The organism is Nereida sp. MMG025, assembly GCF_021654165.1.
Taxonomy (GTDB): domain Bacteria; phylum Pseudomonadota; class Alphaproteobacteria; order Rhodobacterales; family Rhodobacteraceae; genus Nereida.
In genome coordinates this window covers 246,257-262,312 of sequence record NZ_JAKFZN010000002.1, presented here as the reverse complement: position 1 = coordinate 262,312, position 16,056 = coordinate 246,257, and the positions used below count along the sequence as shown (strand labels likewise).

General features: G+C 54.2%; 15 protein-coding genes. 7 read left to right on the top strand and 8 right to left on the bottom strand.

All coding sequences use genetic code 11. From position 1 onward, the window contains the following. Window positions 1–72: 72 nt before the first annotated feature. From cysQ to L1065_RS07345, 7 genes are all read left to right on the top strand, one after another. Window positions 73–855 (top strand): 3'(2'),5'-bisphosphate nucleotidase CysQ, encoded by a 783-nt coding sequence (gene cysQ / locus L1065_RS07375; protein ID WP_370641158.1) that lies wholly within the window; start codon window positions 73–75, stop codon window positions 853–855. A gap of 3 nt (window positions 856–858) precedes the next feature. Continuing rightward, complete coding sequence (locus L1065_RS07370) at window positions 859–1,659, top strand: 3-deoxy-manno-octulosonate cytidylyltransferase (RefSeq protein WP_237094818.1); 801 nt, start codon at window positions 859–861, stop codon at window positions 1,657–1,659. 160 nt (window positions 1,660–1,819) lie between these two features. After that, window positions 1,820–2,713 carry a UTP--glucose-1-phosphate uridylyltransferase GalU gene (gene galU / locus L1065_RS07365; RefSeq protein ID WP_237094817.1) on the top strand — a complete coding sequence of 298 codons (894 nt, stop codon included), beginning with the start codon at window positions 1,820–1,822 and terminating at the stop codon, window positions 2,711–2,713. A gap of 24 nt (window positions 2,714–2,737) precedes the next feature. Then, window positions 2,738–3,763 carry a glycosyltransferase family 2 protein gene (locus L1065_RS07360; protein WP_237094816.1) on the top strand — a complete coding sequence of 342 codons (1,026 nt, stop codon included), beginning with the start codon at window positions 2,738–2,740 and terminating at the stop codon, window positions 3,761–3,763. 115 nt (window positions 3,764–3,878) lie between these two features. Further along, entirely contained in the window at window positions 3,879–4,865 is a 987-nt protein-coding gene (locus L1065_RS07355) for a glycosyltransferase family 2 protein (RefSeq protein WP_370641150.1), read from the top strand. Beyond that, a complete protein-coding gene (locus L1065_RS07350; protein ID WP_237094814.1) occupies window positions 4,862–6,559 on the top strand; it encodes a beta-1,6-N-acetylglucosaminyltransferase in 1,698 nt (565 codons plus the stop codon). Before L1065_RS07355 ends, L1065_RS07350 begins: the two co-directional genes overlap by 4 nt. A 2-nt stretch (window positions 6,560–6,561) precedes the next feature. Continuing rightward, a complete protein-coding gene (locus L1065_RS07345; protein ID WP_237094813.1) occupies window positions 6,562–7,983 on the top strand; it encodes a sulfotransferase family 2 domain-containing protein in 1,422 nt (473 codons plus the stop codon). A 1-nt stretch (window position 7,984) separates the two neighbouring features. Here L1065_RS07345 and L1065_RS07340 read toward each other — a convergent pair whose 3' ends face one another. The 8 genes from L1065_RS07340 to L1065_RS07305 all read right to left on the bottom strand — a co-directional run bounded on the left by L1065_RS07340 (window position 7,985) and on the right by L1065_RS07305 (window position 16,042). After that, on the bottom strand, window positions 7,985–8,449 hold the full coding sequence (locus tag L1065_RS07340) for a PTS sugar transporter subunit IIA (protein WP_237094812.1): 465 nt from the start codon (window positions 8,447–8,449) through the stop codon (window positions 7,985–7,987). A gap of 32 nt (window positions 8,450–8,481) precedes the next feature. Continuing rightward, window positions 8,482–9,051 carry a ribosome hibernation-promoting factor, HPF/YfiA family gene (gene hpf / locus L1065_RS07335; RefSeq protein WP_237094811.1) on the bottom strand — a complete coding sequence of 190 codons (570 nt, stop codon included), beginning with the start codon at window positions 9,049–9,051 and terminating at the stop codon, window positions 8,482–8,484. Between the two features lie 194 nt (window positions 9,052–9,245). Next, on the bottom strand, window positions 9,246–10,001 hold the full coding sequence (gene lptB / locus L1065_RS07330; protein ID WP_370641149.1) for an LPS export ABC transporter ATP-binding protein: 756 nt from the start codon (window positions 9,999–10,001) through the stop codon (window positions 9,246–9,248). Next, complete coding sequence (gene lptA / locus L1065_RS07325; RefSeq protein WP_237094809.1) at window positions 10,001–10,480, bottom strand: lipopolysaccharide transport periplasmic protein LptA; 480 nt, start codon at window positions 10,478–10,480, stop codon at window positions 10,001–10,003. Before lptA ends, lptB begins: the two co-directional genes overlap by 1 nt. A gap of 19 nt (window positions 10,481–10,499) precedes the next feature. Beyond that, entirely contained in the window at window positions 10,500–11,054 is a 555-nt protein-coding gene (lptC, locus tag L1065_RS07320) for an LPS export ABC transporter periplasmic protein LptC (protein WP_237094808.1), read from the bottom strand. 43 nt (window positions 11,055–11,097) lie between these two features. Beyond that, window positions 11,098–12,057, bottom strand: a complete 960-nt coding sequence (locus L1065_RS07315) for an SIS domain-containing protein (RefSeq protein ID WP_237094807.1) — start codon at window positions 12,055–12,057, stop codon at window positions 11,098–11,100. A 9-nt stretch (window positions 12,058–12,066) separates the two neighbouring features. Further along, a complete protein-coding gene (locus L1065_RS07310) occupies window positions 12,067–12,681 on the bottom strand; it encodes a ribonuclease D (RefSeq protein ID WP_237094806.1) in 615 nt (204 codons plus the stop codon). Between the two features lie 58 nt (window positions 12,682–12,739). Next, window positions 12,740–16,042: an error-prone DNA polymerase gene (locus L1065_RS07305; protein ID WP_237094805.1), complete on the bottom strand. Its 3,303-nt coding sequence runs from the start codon at window positions 16,040–16,042 to the stop codon at window positions 12,740–12,742. Between the last annotated feature and the right edge of the window lie 14 nt (window positions 16,043–16,056).

The window sequence follows — 16,056 nt, the reverse complement described above, 5'->3', positions numbered from 1 at the left end:
ACGCGAGATGCGGATTTTTTCAATTGAATATGGGTGACCGGACAGGAGTGCAGGGTTTTGGATTATCAAAAAATGGAAACGGTGTTTCGTGAATTGGCGCTGAAGGCGGGCGACAAGATCATGGAAATTTACGATGCGGATGATTTTGACGTCAAAGTTAAGTCCGATGACAGCCCCGTCACAGCCGCGGATGAAGCGGCCGATGCGATCATTTCCGAAGGACTGCGCGCCGCGTTTCCCGACACGCTTTTGATCACCGAAGAACAGTCTGGCACCCATACGCAAAAGGCCGATACGTTCATCATCGTTGACCCGCTTGATGGCACCAAGGAGTTCATTAACCGCCGTGGCGACTTCACCGTCAACATCGCGTATGTCGAAAACGGCGTTCCCGTGCGCGGCGTTGTATATGCGCCTGCCAAAGATCGTTTGTTCTTTACACAAGCGGATGGAACGACAGTGGAAGAAGCTGCACCTTTTGCCAAAGAAACCATCGGCGAAACCACGCCCATATCAGTGTCTAATCCAGACAATTCTGCGCTTTTGGTCGTCGCGTCGAAATCGCACCGCGACCAAGCGACGGATGATTACATCGGCAAATACAACGTCGCCGATATGAAAAGCGCGGGATCGTCGCTGAAGTTCTGTCTAATCGCCACAGGTGAAGCTGACATCTACCCCCGCGTCGGTCGGACGATGGAATGGGATACGGCGGCGGGTCATGCTGTTTTGAACGGTGCTGGCGGGCACGTGATCCGTTTTGACGATCATACACCCCTGACATACGGAAAGCCTGACTACGCCAATCCGTTTTTTATTGCCTATGCCCCGGGTGTAGAGCTGAAAAAGGCCTGATTAGTGTCTGTTTTGATCCTGATCCCCGCGCGGTTTGCCAGCACGCGCTATCCTGGAAAACCACTTGTCGCCCTGACTGGTGCAACAGGTGAAAAACGAAGCCTGATCGAGAGATCATGGCGCGCGGCGATGGAGGTGCAAGGTGTAGCGCGCGTGGTGGTCGCCACGGATGATGATCGCATCAAGGCAGCGGCTGAGGGTTTTGGCGCGGAGGTCGTCATGACGTCCGAGCAGTGCCAAAACGGCACCGAACGGTGTGCTGAGGCCTATTCGACGTTGGCCGAGCCATATGACATCGTGGTGAATTTGCAGGGCGATGCACCGCTGACCCCTGCATGGTTCATTGAGGATCTGATTGCAGGGCTTGAGGCAAACCCAAGCGCAGAGGTCGCAACGCCGGTTTTGCGCTGTGATGGAGCCATGCACAAAGACCTTATGAATGATCGCAAAGAGGGCCGCGTAGGCGGCACAACCGCGGTGTTTGGGACGGATAAAAACGCGCTTTATTTCAGTAAAGAAGTGATCCCGTTTACCAGTGTCAATTACGCCGATGATATGCCGACGCCTGTTTATCATCATGTGGGGGTCTACGGGTATCGGCCAGATGCGCTGACCGCCTATCCAACGTGGCAAGCCGGAGCGCTGGAAACGCTCGAAGGGTTAGAGCAGCTTCGGTTTCTTGAGCGTGGGCGCCATATGCTATGTGTGGAAGTCCAAGCACGCGGTCGCCAGTTTTGGGAATTGAACAATCCCGAAGACGTTCCGAAGCTGGAAAAAATGATGGCAGAGATGGGTTTGGCTTGACGCGGGGGTCAACAAAAAACGCAACCATCTAGCGACAATCCGCAGGAATATTTCCCCTTTTCGACAGATCAGAAAAAATGCCTTATTGTTGCCTTAATTGTAAACAATCCAAATTGTAGAGAACCGACAGAGTTCTAAAGAGTGTTAGGTGGGATTTGAGATGCGAAAAAAGGTTACAAAGGCGATTTTTCCTGTGGCGGGACTTGGGACGCGGTTTTTACCAGCGACCAAATCGGTGCCGAAAGAAATCATGACATTGGTTGACCGCCCGTTGATCCAATATGCGATCGATGAAGCGCGTGCAGCAGGCATTAAGGAATTCATCTTTGTGACGTCGCGCGGCAAGGGTGCGCTTGAGGATTACTTTGATCACTCGCCAACCCTTGAACAAGAGTTGCGCAAGAAGGGCAAAGACGAACTTCTGGAAACCTTGAAGAACACAAACATGGACAGTGGCGCGATTGCGTATATCCGTCAGCACAAAGCACTTGGTCTGGGCCACGCGGTCTGGTGCGCACGCCGTCTGATTGCCAACGAGCCTTTCGCCGTGATTTTGCCCGATGACGTGATTGCCGCCGACAAACCATGCCTACAACAGATGGTGGAAGCCTACGAAGAAACAGGCGGGTCGATGGTGGCTGCCATGGAAGTGCCCAAGACAGCCATAAGCTCTTACGGCGTTTTGGATATTCAGGAAGACATGGGATCGATGGTGTCCGTAAAAGGCATGGTTGAAAAACCCGAAGCCGAAAAAGCGCCATCGAATTTGGCTGTGATTGGCCGGTATATCCTGTCGCCAAAAGTTTTGCAGAACTTGAACCAGATGAAATCTGGCGCTGGCGGCGAAATTCAGCTGACCGATGCAATCGCGCGTGAGATCGAAAAAGATCGTGGTGTCTACGGCTTCCGTTTTCGTGGGCAGCGCTATGATTGTGGCTCTAAAGCAGGGTTTTTGCAGGCGACAGTCGCCTTTGGGCTGGCCCGTGAAGAGCTGCGCGACGAGTTTTCAGACTATCTTTCGCATGTTGTGGGAACGCAGCGCGCAGCCCAATAAGCAGTGGCCTGAAAGGGTCTTGTGATGGATGTTGACCTGCAAGACCCGTGGCGCGCCTACAAGCTGAGATGGAAACGCCGTCGCCTTCTTTGGCGCGCATTTCAAAAGCGGCGAGAGCTTTCATGCGTCACTGACCGAACCAATGAATTGCCATCAGATGCAATTCTGGCCTTCAGCACAGTCCGAAACGAAATTACACGGCTTCCCTTTTTCCTCGCACACCACAGGCAGCTTGGCGTTGCGCACTTTCTGATTGTCGACAATGGCAGCGACGATGGAACGTCCGAATATTTGGCGCAGCAGGACGATGTTTCGGTTTGGCGGACAGATCACAGCTATAAGGGGTCTCGGTTCGGCATGGATTGGCTGAACTGGCTTTTGCGGTCTCATGGCCACGGGCGTTGGTGTCTGACCTTGGATGTCGATGAATGCCTGATTTATCCCCATTGGGGGGAACGGGGACTCAAGGAACTGACGAAATGGCTGGCCGCAAATAAAGCGGAGTGTTTCGCTGCCGTGATGCTGGACCTCTATCCAAAAGGGCCCATCGGAAGCGTGCCTTACCGCGCGGGCCAGAATCCGACAGAAGCTTTGGCATGGTATGATGCGGACACCTACACCTACGAGCGTCTTGCCAAATTCAGTAATATTTCGGTGCGCGGCGGGCCACGCAAACGTATGTTTTTTGCCGATACGCCAGATCATGCCCCTCATCTCGACAAGACACCGTTGATTTTCTGGCACCGGTCTTATGCTTACCTCAGCTCAATGCACATTGCTCTGCCCCGGCGCTTGAATCGTGGTCTTGATGCCCGTCTTGGCCTTCCGTCAGGTGTATTGCTGCATTCAAAATTTCTACCTGAAGTCATCGAAAAATCATCTAGCGAAAAACATCGCGCAGAACATTTCACCCATAGCGAGAGATATGGTGATTACTATGATCATATCACGCAGCAACCCGATCTGTGGTGCGAAACCTCTGCCCATTACAGGGGGTGGGAGGATATGGTGCAACAGGGTTTGATGTTTGGGGGCAAGTGGCTGCAATAAAACAGCTTTTCGTTTACCAAATTGAAATGACAGACTAGTATCTATGGAAACGGTCTGTTTGCGTTTTGTAAACGATTGGTAAAGGCAGGAATTGGGCTTACTCGAGTCATATCGTTTGCGACTTCAGCGGAAACGTTGGCGTATTCGCGCGCTTCGGAAGCGACGCGAGCTGAAACCTGTTCAAAACCGGACCAAAGCGATTTCATCTGGCGATGTGTTGTTGTTTTCCACGTTGCGCAACGAAAAGCGAAGACTGCCATTTTTCCTGAATTACTACCGCGACAAAGGCATCAGCCATTTTGTGATCGTCGACAACGGCAGCACCGATGGCAGTCGCGAATATCTTGAAACGCAGCCGGATGTCTCGCTTTGGACAACCAACGCCAGCTACAAGCGTGCGCGCTTTGGTGTCGACTGGTTGAACTATCTGCAATCAAAATACGGTTCGGGACATTGGTGCCTGACGGTGGATAGTGATGAATTCTTTATCTATCCGTTCTGCGACACCCGCCCGATCCGCGCATTGACAGACTGGCTGGATGCATCATCAATTCGTTCTTTCAGCACAATGTTGCTTGATATGTATCCCAAAGGGCCGCTGAACCATTCGCGCTATAGCGAGGGGCAAGACCCGATGGAGGTTTTGAACTGGTTTGATGCGGGCAATTACACGATCTCCAAAAACGAGAAATTTGGAAACCTCTGGATTCAGGGTGGTCCCAGGATGCGCATGTTTTTTGCGGACAATCCTAAACGCGCACCTGCTTTGAACAAGACACCGCTGGTCAAATGGCGCAGGCATTACGCCTATGTCAGCTCGACCCATATGCTGCTGCCACGGGGCTTGAACCTGACCTACGACGAAAGGGGCGGTGAAAAGGCAACGGGCATCCTTCTTCACGCGAAGTTTCTGGATAGCTTTGGCGAAAAAGCCGCCGAAGAACTGGAGCGCAAGCAGCACTATGCGGCCAGCCATGAATACAAAGCATATGCCGCACAAATGCAGGACGAGCCTGATTTGTGGTGTAAGTGGTCCGAAAAATACATCAACTGGCGACAGCTTGAGATTTTGGGTCTGATGTCCAAAGGAAACTGGGCATGAGCGTCGGTGTTGTCATGCTTGTGCACACAGCCCTTAATCGGGCCGAGCAAGTTGCGCGCCATTGGGTTCAGGGCGGATGCCCTGTTGTCATCCATGTTGATGCAAGTGTCGCCGCTTCGGACTTTGCGGCTTTCAAAGCAAATCTGGGCGACCTTGATCAAATCTCTTTCAGCAAGCGCAAACGCTGTGAGTGGGGCACTTGGGGTATTGTGCAGGCAACACAGCTTGCCTCACGCCAGCTTTTGGACACGCATCAACAGGTGCGCCACGTCTATCTGGCCTCAGGGTCATGCCTGCCGCTGCGCCCGATTTCCGAACTTGTCAGCTATCTTGAAGACCGCCCAAACACGGACTTCATTGAAAGTGCCACCACCCAAGACGTGCCATGGACGGTGGGGGGGCTGAGCGCTGAACGGTTTACGCTGCGGTTTCCGTTTTCGTGGAAAAACCAAAGATACCTCTTTGATCGTTATGTTTGGGTGCAGCGCAAGCTGCGGCTGAAGCGCCCGATACCCAAGGGATTGATTCCGCATATGGGATCACAGTGGTGGTGTTTGACGCGCCAGACGCTGTCGGCCATTCTCGAAGACCCAGAGCGCGGGACGTATGACAGGTTTTTCAAGCGCGTTTGGATTCCCGACGAAAGCTATTTTCAAACGCTTGCGCGTATCTATTCGCGCAAAATCGAAAGCCGCTCGCTCACCCTTTCGAAGTTCGATTTTCAAGGTAAGCCACATATTTTCTATGATGATCATTTGCAATTGTTGCGCCGCTCCGATTGCTTTGTGGCGCGCAAGATATGGCCGTTTGCCGATAAGCTTTACGAGACATTTCTGAACGCGCCTGAGGACCCGAACCTGCGGGCAGAGCCTGCGCCCGCAAAGATTGATCGTATTTTCGCCAAAGCGGTTGAGCGTCGGACGCGTGGGCGCAAAGGGCTTTATATGCAGGGGCGCTTCCCCTTTGATGGTGCCGACGGGAGCATCACATCCAGCCCCTATTCAGTTTTTTCAGGGTTCACAGAGCTTTTTGAAGATTTCGAAGATTGGCTTCAGCGTGCAACGAATGTCCGCGCACATGGCCATCTTTTTGGCCCGGATCGGGTAGAATTTGCGAACGGGGAAACCGCGTTTACCGGAGCACTTAGCGACAGTGCAATCGTGCGCGATTACGCGCCAAAGGACTTTCTAACGAGTTTGATCTGGAACACGCGTGGCGAACGGCAATGCTTTCAATACGGTCCCGCCGATACCCAGGATCTGAATTGGAAGCTGGCGCTTGATCCGAATGCCCAGATTTCGGTGATCTCGGGCGCGTGGGCCTTACCGCTTTTTGCCTCGAACCGAAATTTCAGTGAAATCCGCAAAGAAGCGGCAGAGTTTCAAAAAATTGAAAGCAAATATCTTGAGGTGTTCAAATGCCAGTGGGCCAAAGCGCGAGTGCGCATTTGGACCTTGGCCGAATTTATCGAAGCACCGATGGAGCCGCTTCAGGCGATCATTGACGAGATGGGGCAGAAACCGTCACGGCGCCTAACCGAAGTGCCGCGCATGGTTGATATGACTGGTTTTGGACAGTTTTTGCAAAACTTGAAGAACCAAGGAATGCACCCCTACTTGATGGGCGATTTTCCTGTGACGGATGTTGAACCACCTTCCAGCGTTAAGTCGCGCAAACCGTACTTGGTGAAATAACTATGACTGGTCGATTTTCGTCGTTTGTCCTTTTTGCAGAGATGCGCACAGGGTCTAACTTTCTCGAAACAAACCTGAATTTGTTCGAGGATATCAGCTGTCACGGCGAAGCGTTCAATCCCCACTTTATCGGGTATCCGAACGAACCGAGCATCCTTGGCGTCAACCAGCGCGAGCGCGAGAAAGATCCCCAAAAGCTTCTTGATGCGGTGCGTGATGCGGAAGGGATCAACGGGTTTCGCTACTTTCACGACCATGATCCACGCATCCTTGAAACGGTGCTAAATGATCCGTCGGTGGCGAAAATCATCCTGACCCGTAATCCGCTCGAAAGCTATGTGTCGTGGAAAATTGCGAAAACGACGGGGCAATGGAAACTCACCAACGTATCGCATCGTCGCAAAGCAAAGGCTGTCTTTGACCGCGCCGAATTTGAAGATCATCTTGAACAGCTTCGGGCCTTTCAATTGCATTTGCAAAACGGCCTTCAGACGACGGGCCAAACCGCGTTCTATATCGCTTATGAGGACATAAATTCTCTTGAGGTGGTCAATGGACTTGGTCGGTTCCTTGGGTCTGACCATCAGCTTGAAGCGTTGTCAAAAGCGCTGAAAAAACAAAACCCCGCGGCGTTGGAGGATAAGGTTGAAAACTATCCCGAAATGCAAGCGGCTTTGTCGCGGGTTGATCACTTCAATCTGGGTCAGACGCCAAATTTTGAGCCACGCCGCCCTGCGGCCATCCCAAGCTATATCGGGTCTTCCAAATCGCCGTTGCTTTATATGCCGATTGCCAGTGGGCCGCATCGGGCCGTCAATCAATGGCTTGCTGATTTGGACGGTGTCACCCGTGGTGATTTATTGCGAGACCTAAGCCAAAAGACCTTGCGCCAATGGAAACGAAATCAAAAAGGACACCGCACATTTACTGTGGTTCGGCATCCCGTTGTGCGTGCACACCGCGCGTTTTGTGATCGCATTATTGGTGCAGGGGATGGCAGTTTTCCCGCCATTCGTGCAACCTTGGAAAAGGTGTTTGATCTGTCGATACCGGACGATCCTGCAAACTATGATTTGGCGCAGCATAAGACCGCTTTTGGTGTTTTTCTGGAGTTCGTCAAAGCCAACCTAAACGGGCAAACAAGTGTTCGTATCGATCCCAACTGGGCATCGCAGATCAATATAATCCAGGGGTTCGCGCAATTTGCACCGCCCGACGCCATTTTGCGTGAAGACAGTCTGGAGGAGGGTTTGGCCGGTCTTGCCGCGCAGACAGGCTGCACGGCGCCGATGCTTCACGACGACCGCGTGGACGCACCATTTTCCCTCGAAGAGGTGTATGACGAAGAGATTGAGCGAAAAGCGCGGGATGCCTATCAGCGCGACTATATGAGCTTTGGCTACGGCCCTTGGGCCAAAACCTAGCTTAGGCAGCTTGGCTGTTCTGGCTGGATGTCAGAATTGCGTGTAGCGTGGACGCATCTGCATTTGCGCGTAGTTTTGCACAAATGGATGGTTCGCGCAGCGTGCGTGACACAAGGGCAAGCGCCTTGAGATGAGATACGCCACTATCTTGTGGCGCAAATAGCGCAAAGACCAGATCGACAGGCTGGCGATCGACCGAACTGAAGTCGATCGGCTTTTCCAATTTCACAAAAACACCCAAAACATCTTCGATGTTATCAAGGCGGGCGTGGGGAAGGGCGACGCCGCCCCCCACACCAGTCGGTCCAAGCGCTTCACGATCTTGTAGGGCATCCACAAGTTTGGATGCCGAAAGGTTATAACAGGACTCTGCGATATCACCCAGATCATGGAACAGGCGTTTCTTGCTGCTAATCGCAGAGACGACCTTAACGGCTTCCGGCTTGAGGATAGTTGAAAGGTCCATCGCGTGTATGCCGACGGAAACCGCCAGCGTCCTTATGTTTTGGGCTCGATCCATCCGATGTTGCCGTCATCCCGGCGATACACCACATTCAGGGCCGCATTCTTTTCGTTTTGAAAAACAACAACTGGCGCACCAGACAGCTCCATCTGCATGACCGCTTCACCAACTGACAAAGACGCAACTTTGGTCTCTGTTTCGGCAATGATCATAGGCTGGAGCGTTTCTGGCTCTGCGTCGTCATTTCCCTCGCTTGCGGCGAGGATATACGAGGAAGCACCGAATTGTTCAACAGGTTCACGACGAGCGTTGTGATGATCTTTCAACCGCCGTTTGTAGCGCCTCAATTGCTTTTCCATCTTTTCGCCGCATCCGTCAAAAGCAGCATAGATTTCCGTCGCATGTGCGCTGGCTTGCGCTGTCAAACCCGTCGACAGATGAACTGTCGCTTCGCAGACAAATTCATGGGCATCTTTTGAAAATACCACATTCGCATCGGTCGGTCGTTCCGCATATTTCTGAACAATTCCATTGAGTTCCTGCTTTACGTGGGTTTGCAAAGCATCACCGATGTCAATTTGTTTGCCTGAGATTTGATAGCGCATATGTCCTCCAAAAATGAGTCGCAGCAGATCGTAAAACGCCCCAAAGGACGTTTGTGTTCAACCTGCTAGGGTGAGGGCGATAGGCAGCGTTGTGTCGCCATCGAATACTGTCGTCTCGTAGTGGTGAGTAACGCTGTCATCGATATCAGTTGGCGTCAGACAAGGGCCAACTGTCAACCCATTTCAACGTCGCGCTACGAAATTCGGAAGTTTTGGCCCAAATAGACGCGGCGCACATTTTCATCATTTACGACGTCTTCGGCTGTCCCGCTCATCAAGATTTTACCGTCATGCATGATGTAGGCACGATCAACGATTTCAAGCGTCTCGCGCACGTTGTGATCGGTGATCAGAACCCCAATGCCGCGTGTTTTGAGGTCAGCAACAAGGCTGCGGATTTCGCCAACTGCGATGGGATCAACGCCTGCAAAAGGTTCGTCCAGCAAAACGTATTTCGGGTCTGCAGCCAGGCACCGTGCAATCTCGGCGCGGCGCCGTTCGCCGCCCGACAGCGCCAATGCAGAGGCGCGGCGTAAGTGCTCGATCGAGAATTCAGACAACAGCTCTTCTAGCCGTTCGCGCCGTTTATGGCGATCTGGTTCGGAAATTTCCAAGATGGCAGAGATATTGTCCTCAACGCTCATACCACGAAAAATTGACATCTCTTGGGGCAGATAGCCTATGCCCAGTTTGGCGCGACGATACATCGGAAGGTTGGTCACCTCGCGTCCGTCAATCATGACCTGGCCACCTTCGGGTGTCACAAGGCCCGCAATGGAATAAAAACAGGTGGATTTGCCACACCCGTTCGGGCCCAGAAGGGCGACAACCTCGCCACGGCCTAATTCCATTGTCAGATCACGGATGACCACCTTTTTACGGTAGCTTTTGCGCAGGTTCTTGATTTGTAGTCCCGCGCTTCCTTCGGTCACTTGTAGATCCAAAGGCATCAATTCTGTCCCGTGTTCAACAGGGTTTTGACGCGCCCATCCATTTGGGCCGTTCCGGTTGCGAGGTTCAGCACCATCGAATCCGACGTCAGTGCATTCTGGCCCTGCGTTACCAAAACATTGCCGCGCAGGGTGATCGAATTGTTTGTAATCGAATAATCCGCGCGGTCCGCTTCGGCTGCTTCTCCGCCGTTGACAAGTGTGACACCGCCCGTTGCTTCCATCCGGTCGATTTTCTGGCTGCCAGCGGCATAGATCACCACGACGCGCCCCGCGCTCAGCCGAAAGGCACCCTGACCAATGATAACGTTGCCTTCAAAAATCGCTGACCCATTGTTTTGGTCAACGCTCAGCTGGTCGGCCGTCACTTCGACAGGTGCGGATGGATCATTTGCAATACCTCCAAACGCGACTTGTTGGGCGAAGGACGGATGCGCGAACAAAAGCGCGGCAGACAAGATGGCAGCAAAACGTTTCAAAACAAAAGAATCCCCAAAACTATGGTTGGTATATCAGGCGAACGCCATCTTGAAAAACCAGAAGATGTGTCCCGTTGGACGCGCGCTCCAGTCGCATTTTTCCTGCGTTCACCGTACCCATCGGGCTGGTCCCCTCGACGGCCCCTTGGGTTTCGACAAAGCCGCTGTCCAATCCCGCGATAAGCGTTAGAGTGGTCAGACGCATGCCGCTGGTTGTCTCGACGATCACGCCACCACCAAACAGCGCAGTATTTTCTGTGCTATTTATCTGGCCTATGGCCGCTTCCATTTCGATAGACGTGCCCCCGATCAAATCGATACGCGCGGTCAGATCGCGTGCGGTCAACGCCCCGTTCATGTTTGTGTCGGGTTTGGCGTCTGCGGCCTCAATACGAATAGAGGTTCCGTCTTCTGCCAGCCCCGCAAAAGACGGAGACGAGATGCGCTGATCCGCAACGATGCTGTCTACATCAACGTCCGTGAATGGCACATTGCTGATCGGCTCAGACGGTTTTGCCAAAAGAAAGAGCAGCGATAGCAGGGCAATCGCGAAAACAGGCAGGATGATTTTCATCCAAGCGACAAGTCTTGAATAGCTATTGTCGTAGGTGGCCACTTTAACCCAGACCCGCCCGCAGACAGTCATGAATGTGCAAGATGCCCATCGGTGTTTTGTCGCGGGCTTCATCCACAACAAACAAACAGGTGATTTTGCGGTCATTCATCTGGCTTACGGCCTCCTCGGCCAGTGCGTCGGGTTCTATTGTTTTGGGCGCTTTGGTCATCACATCCCCTGCCGTTAAATCCAGCAGGCCGTCCATGTGACGGCGCAAATCCCCATCGGTGACAATGCCAACAAGGTAGCCATCCGTATCCGTCACGCCAACCACACCGAACCCCTTTTGGCTGATGGTCAGCAAGGTATCGCTCATCGGGGTATTGAATTCCGTCAACGGGATCGCGTCGCCGTGGTGCATCAAGTCGGATACTTTCGACAATTGTGCGCCCAGTTTCCCGCCAGGGTGGAAATCGCGGAAGTTGGCGGGCGTGAACTGGCGGTGTTTCATCAAGACGATGGCCAGCGCATCGCCAAGCGCCAGGGTCATTGTGGTTGATGTGGTGGGCACAACCCCGGTGCCGCAGGCTTCCCCCAATTTTGGAAGGACCAAAGCCACATCAGATTGTTTGAGCAGTGTGCTATCCGCGCGGCTGGCCACCCCAATCAGGGGGATTTGGAAGCGACGGGTATAGGCAATGACATCAGCCAGTTCTGGCGTTTCGCCCGAGTTGGACAGCAGCAAAACAACATCGCCCTGCGCCATCATACCCAGATCACCGTGGCTGGCTTCGGCGGGATGCACGAATTGCGCGGGCGTGCCCGTGCTTGCAAAGGTCGCGGCGATCTTGCGCGCGATATGCCCCGATTTGCCCATGCCGCATAAAATCACACGACCTTTCGTTTCCAGCAGCAGGTTGACCGCGTCGGCAAAGCTGTCGCCAAGGTGATCTGCCAGCGTGTCCAGCGCATTGGCTTCTTCACGGATCACGTCCTGACCCATCACTTTGAAATCGGTCATTATGTGTCCTTAGGAATGGGCAAAGATGTCGGTATCTGGCCAGCCCGCCAGATCAAGTTTGGCACGTGTGGGCAGGAAATCGAAACAGGCCTGCGCTGTGTCCATGCGGTCTTCGCGCTCCAGCCTGATGTTCAACTCTTCGCGCAGGCGGTGCAGATAAAGAACATCGCTGGCCGCGTAGTCAAGCTGTGCATCGGTCAGCGTAGGCGCGCCCCAATCGCTACTTTGTTGTTGTTTCGAGATATCGACCTGCAGCAATTCCTGCAGCAGGTTTTTCAGGCCGTGGCGATCTGTGTAGGTGCGGATCAAACGGCTGGCGATCTTGGTGCAATAGACAGGGGCCGTCAGCGCGCCAAAGGCGTGATACATCGCAGCAATGTCAAAGCGACCGTAGTGAAAGAGTTTGAGAACGTTGGGGTCTTCCAGCATACGGCACAGGTTGGGGGCCTCGGTCTGGCCTTTTTCCACCTGCACCAGATGGGCGTTGCCATCGCCGCCCGACATCTGGATCACGCAGAGGCGGTCGCGGTGGGGGTTCAGCCCCATGGTCTCACAATCAATGGCCACGATCGGACCAAGATCCAGATCATCGGGCAGGTCGTTTTGGTAAAGCGTATTTGTCACGTGTCAGCCTCTTTGCGGTGTCAAAAAGGGCATAGGCGGTTTGCGCGATTGGGGCAAGTTAGTGAAAGTCGCGGCTTTTGGGGATGACGCGCACGTTGCGAGGGTGACGCCGGCTATCCCCTACGATCGGTTTAACGACCTCATCGGCGCGGGCAAGAGGCACTTGCATCGGATCTTGGCTCAGGCGGTCCAGCGCATCGGTGCGATCCACAAGCTGCGTGGCAACAACGTGGATCACATTATGGTCGCGTTGCACATAACCCGTCACTTGCAGCAGGCGGGCTTGCATCACCACCTTGCGGAATTGCTCGACCATCTTGGGCCAGACCACCACATTGGCTACGCCGAATTCATCCTCAAGCGTGATGAAACATACACCCTTGGCGCTGCCAGGTTTCTGACGGATCAGCACAATCCCTGCCATTTTGAGGTGTGTCCCATTGCGCATATTTTGCAAATCCAGCGTGTTGGAAAATCCCTGTTTGGTCATGCTCTTGCGCATAAATGACAGCGGGTGTGCCTTGAGCGACAGGCGCAGCGTCTGGTAATCAGCCACCACATGCTCGCAGCGTGGCATCACCGGCAGCTGCACAGGTGTATCCTCGCCCTCGTCGCGGGTGTCTTGGAACAGGGGTAGATCAGGCGCGTCCTTGATGGCCTTGGATTGCCAAAGTGCTGCACGCCGATCCAGCCCCATAGAGCGGAACGCATCTGCGGCGGCCAGCTTTTTGATGCTGCCTGCATCCAGACGGGCACGCAGTTTGAGATCCTCCAGATCATGAAACGGCATATCGCGTGCATCCGTCACACGGTGGGCCGCGGCCTCACCCATACCATCAACTTGCCGCAGCCCCAGACGCACAGCGAACGTACCATCGTCGAGCGGTTCAAGCGTGTTGTCCCAGTCCGAGAAATTCACATCCGCAGGCCGCACCGTGACGCCGTGTTCGCGCGCATCGCGCACAATCTGGGCGGGGGCATAAAACCCCATGGGTTGTGAGTTCAGCAAAGCGGCGCAGAACACATCGGGGTAGTGGCATTTGATCCAGCTGGAAATATAGACCAGCAGCGCAAAACTGGCGGCATGGCTTTCGGGAAATCCGTATTCGCCAAAGCCTTCGATCTGGCTGAAACACCGCGCGGCGAATTCGGGCTCATAGCCGCGGCGCACCATACGCTCGACCATCTTTTGTTTATGCTCGCTCACCAACCCCTTGGAGCGAAAGGTCGCCATCGCCTTGCGCAACTTGTTGGCCTCGGCTGGTGAAAACTCGGCGGCGACCATGGCGATTTTCATCGCTTGCTCTTGAAAGATCGGCACGCCAAGGGTGCGGCCCAGAATGTTTTTCAACTCGTCTTGGTCATGTTCGGGGCCAGGAGTCGGATAGACCTCCTCTTCCAGACCTTGCCTGCGTCGCAAAAACGGATGCACCATATCACCCTGAATAGGGCCTGGCCGCACAATGGCGACCTGAATGACCAGATCATAAAACGCCCGCGGACGCAGGCGCGGCAGCATGTTCATCTGCGCGCGGCTTTCGACCTGAAATGTCCCAAGGCTGTCGCCTTTTCGTAGCATCGCATAGGTCTCGGGGTCATCTTGCGGCACGCTGGCCAGATCAAAGCGTTGCCCGTGGTGCCCTTCGATCAGATCAAAGGCTTTGCGGATGCACGTCAACATCCCAAGCGCGAGCACATCCACCTTCAGGATGCGCAGCTCTTCGATATCGTCCTTGTCCCATTCGATGAAGCTGCGGTCTGCCATGGCGCCGTGGCCAATGGGTACCGTTGTGGTCAGCGCGTCTTCGGTCAGGATGAACCCGCCGACATGCTGGCCCAGATGACGGGGCATGCCGATCAGTTGTTCGGCCAGCTTGATGGTGCGCATGAGATGGCGGTCGTTCGTATCCAGTCCAGCCTCACGCGCTTGTTCCAGCCCCATCTCGCGGCCCCATTGCCCCCAGACTGTTTTGGCTAAGGCCGAGGTGATATCCTCGGACAGACCCATCACCTTACCCACCTCACGGATCGCCATGCGCGGGCGGTAATGGATGACGGTTGCGCATAGTCCTGCGCGGTGCCGTCCGTATTTACGGTAGATGTGCTGGATCACTTCTTCACGGCGTTCGTGTTCGAAATCTACGTCGATGTCTGGTGGTTCCTTGCGTTCTTCGCTTATGAACCGTTCAAACAGCAGATCGTTTTTGGAAGGGTCCACGGCCGTGATCCCAAGTACATAGCACACTGCCGAGTTGGCCGCCGATCCGCGCCCTTGGCACAGGATGGGCGGGTTGCACTCCTCACGGGCAAAGCGGATGATGTCATGGATCGTCAGGAAGTACTGGGGCAGGTCCAGCTTTTCGATCAACGCCAGTTCCTTGTTCAGGGTTTGCAGCGTCTTGGGCGGGATCCCGTCGGGATAGTATTTTGCAGCGCCCTCCCACGTCAGTTCACGCAAATAGGCCATTGGGGTTATGCCCTCAGGCACAACCTCGCGCGGGTAGACATATGCCAACTCACGCAGGTCAAAATTGCATGCATCAGCGACCTCGCGGGTGGCGCGGATTGCGTGGGGCCAATCGGCAAAAAGGCGCGCCATCTCTTGCGGAGATTTCAAGTGTCGCTCGGCATTGGCGGCCAGTAGGTAGCCTGCGTTGTCGATGGTGGTTTTGTGTCTGATACAGGTCAAAACGTCCTGAAGCGGGCGACGGTCGGGCGCGTGATACTGCACATCGTTGGTTGCCAAAATGGAGAGGTTATTGGCGTGTGCCATCTGGTCCAGGCGATTGATGCGGGCACGGTCATCGCCGCGGTAGAGGTAGCTGGCCGCAATATGTTTGAGCGTCGGCAGGGCGCGCTTCAAACGCGGTAGATATGCTTCGAAATGATCCAGATTATCCGAAGGGATCGCAATCAGTTGCACCCCTTCTGCATATTGCACCAGATCATCAAGGTTCAGATCACAGGCGCCTTTGTCCTGCCAGCTGCCATCCAGCTTTTGCGTTTTGCCTTTCGACAGTAGCTGACACAGCCGCCCATAGGCCGCGCGGTCACGGGGGTAGGCCAGAAATGCCTCGCCCGTCACAAGGGTGATGCGACACCCAATGATGGGCCGCATGTGTGCCTTGATCGCTTCGGCATGAATGCGCACGACACCTGCCATTGTGTTCAGGTCGGCCACACCTATGGCATGATGCCCCTGATCCCATGCGGTGTGCACCAGATCAACAGCATCGGATGCGCCATGCAGAAACGAAAAGCAGGTCGTCACGCCCAGTTCGACATAATCTGTCTTGGCGTTGGGTGTGAAGCCATCGCCGTCCAAGCGTCGCTTGGGGTGGGTGGGACCAGCGTCAGGCATTGGCCACCCGCGAC

What these genes read in the sequence shown, in the direction of transcription:
- L1065_RS07345 (WP_237094813.1), top strand. Translation starts at nt 6,562, where the DNA reads ATGACTGGTCGATTTTCGTCGTTTGTCCTTTTTGCAGAGATGCGCACA.
- L1065_RS07305 (WP_237094805.1), bottom strand. Translation starts at nt 16,042, where the DNA reads ATGCCTGACGCTGGTCCCACCCACCCCAAGCGACGCTTGGACGGCGAT.
- hpf (WP_237094811.1), bottom strand. Translation starts at nt 9,051, where the DNA reads ATGCGCTATCAAATCTCAGGCAAACAAATTGACATCGGTGATGCTTTG.
- cysQ (WP_370641158.1), top strand. Translation starts at nt 73, where the DNA reads ATGGAAACGGTGTTTCGTGAATTGGCGCTGAAGGCGGGCGACAAGATC.
- L1065_RS07315 (WP_237094807.1), bottom strand. Translation starts at nt 12,057, where the DNA reads ATGACCGATTTCAAAGTGATGGGTCAGGACGTGATCCGTGAAGAAGCC.
- lptB (WP_370641149.1), bottom strand. Translation starts at nt 10,001, where the DNA reads ATGCCTTTGGATCTACAAGTGACCGAAGGAAGCGCGGGACTACAAATC.
- galU (WP_237094817.1), top strand. Translation starts at nt 1,820, where the DNA reads ATGCGAAAAAAGGTTACAAAGGCGATTTTTCCTGTGGCGGGACTTGGG.
- L1065_RS07350 (WP_237094814.1), top strand. Translation starts at nt 4,862, where the DNA reads ATGAGCGTCGGTGTTGTCATGCTTGTGCACACAGCCCTTAATCGGGCC.
- L1065_RS07360 (WP_237094816.1), top strand. Translation starts at nt 2,738, where the DNA reads ATGGATGTTGACCTGCAAGACCCGTGGCGCGCCTACAAGCTGAGATGG.
- L1065_RS07340 (WP_237094812.1), bottom strand. Translation starts at nt 8,449, where the DNA reads ATGGACCTTTCAACTATCCTCAAGCCGGAAGCCGTTAAGGTCGTCTCT.
- lptC (WP_237094808.1), bottom strand. Translation starts at nt 11,054, where the DNA reads ATGAAAATCATCCTGCCTGTTTTCGCGATTGCCCTGCTATCGCTGCTC.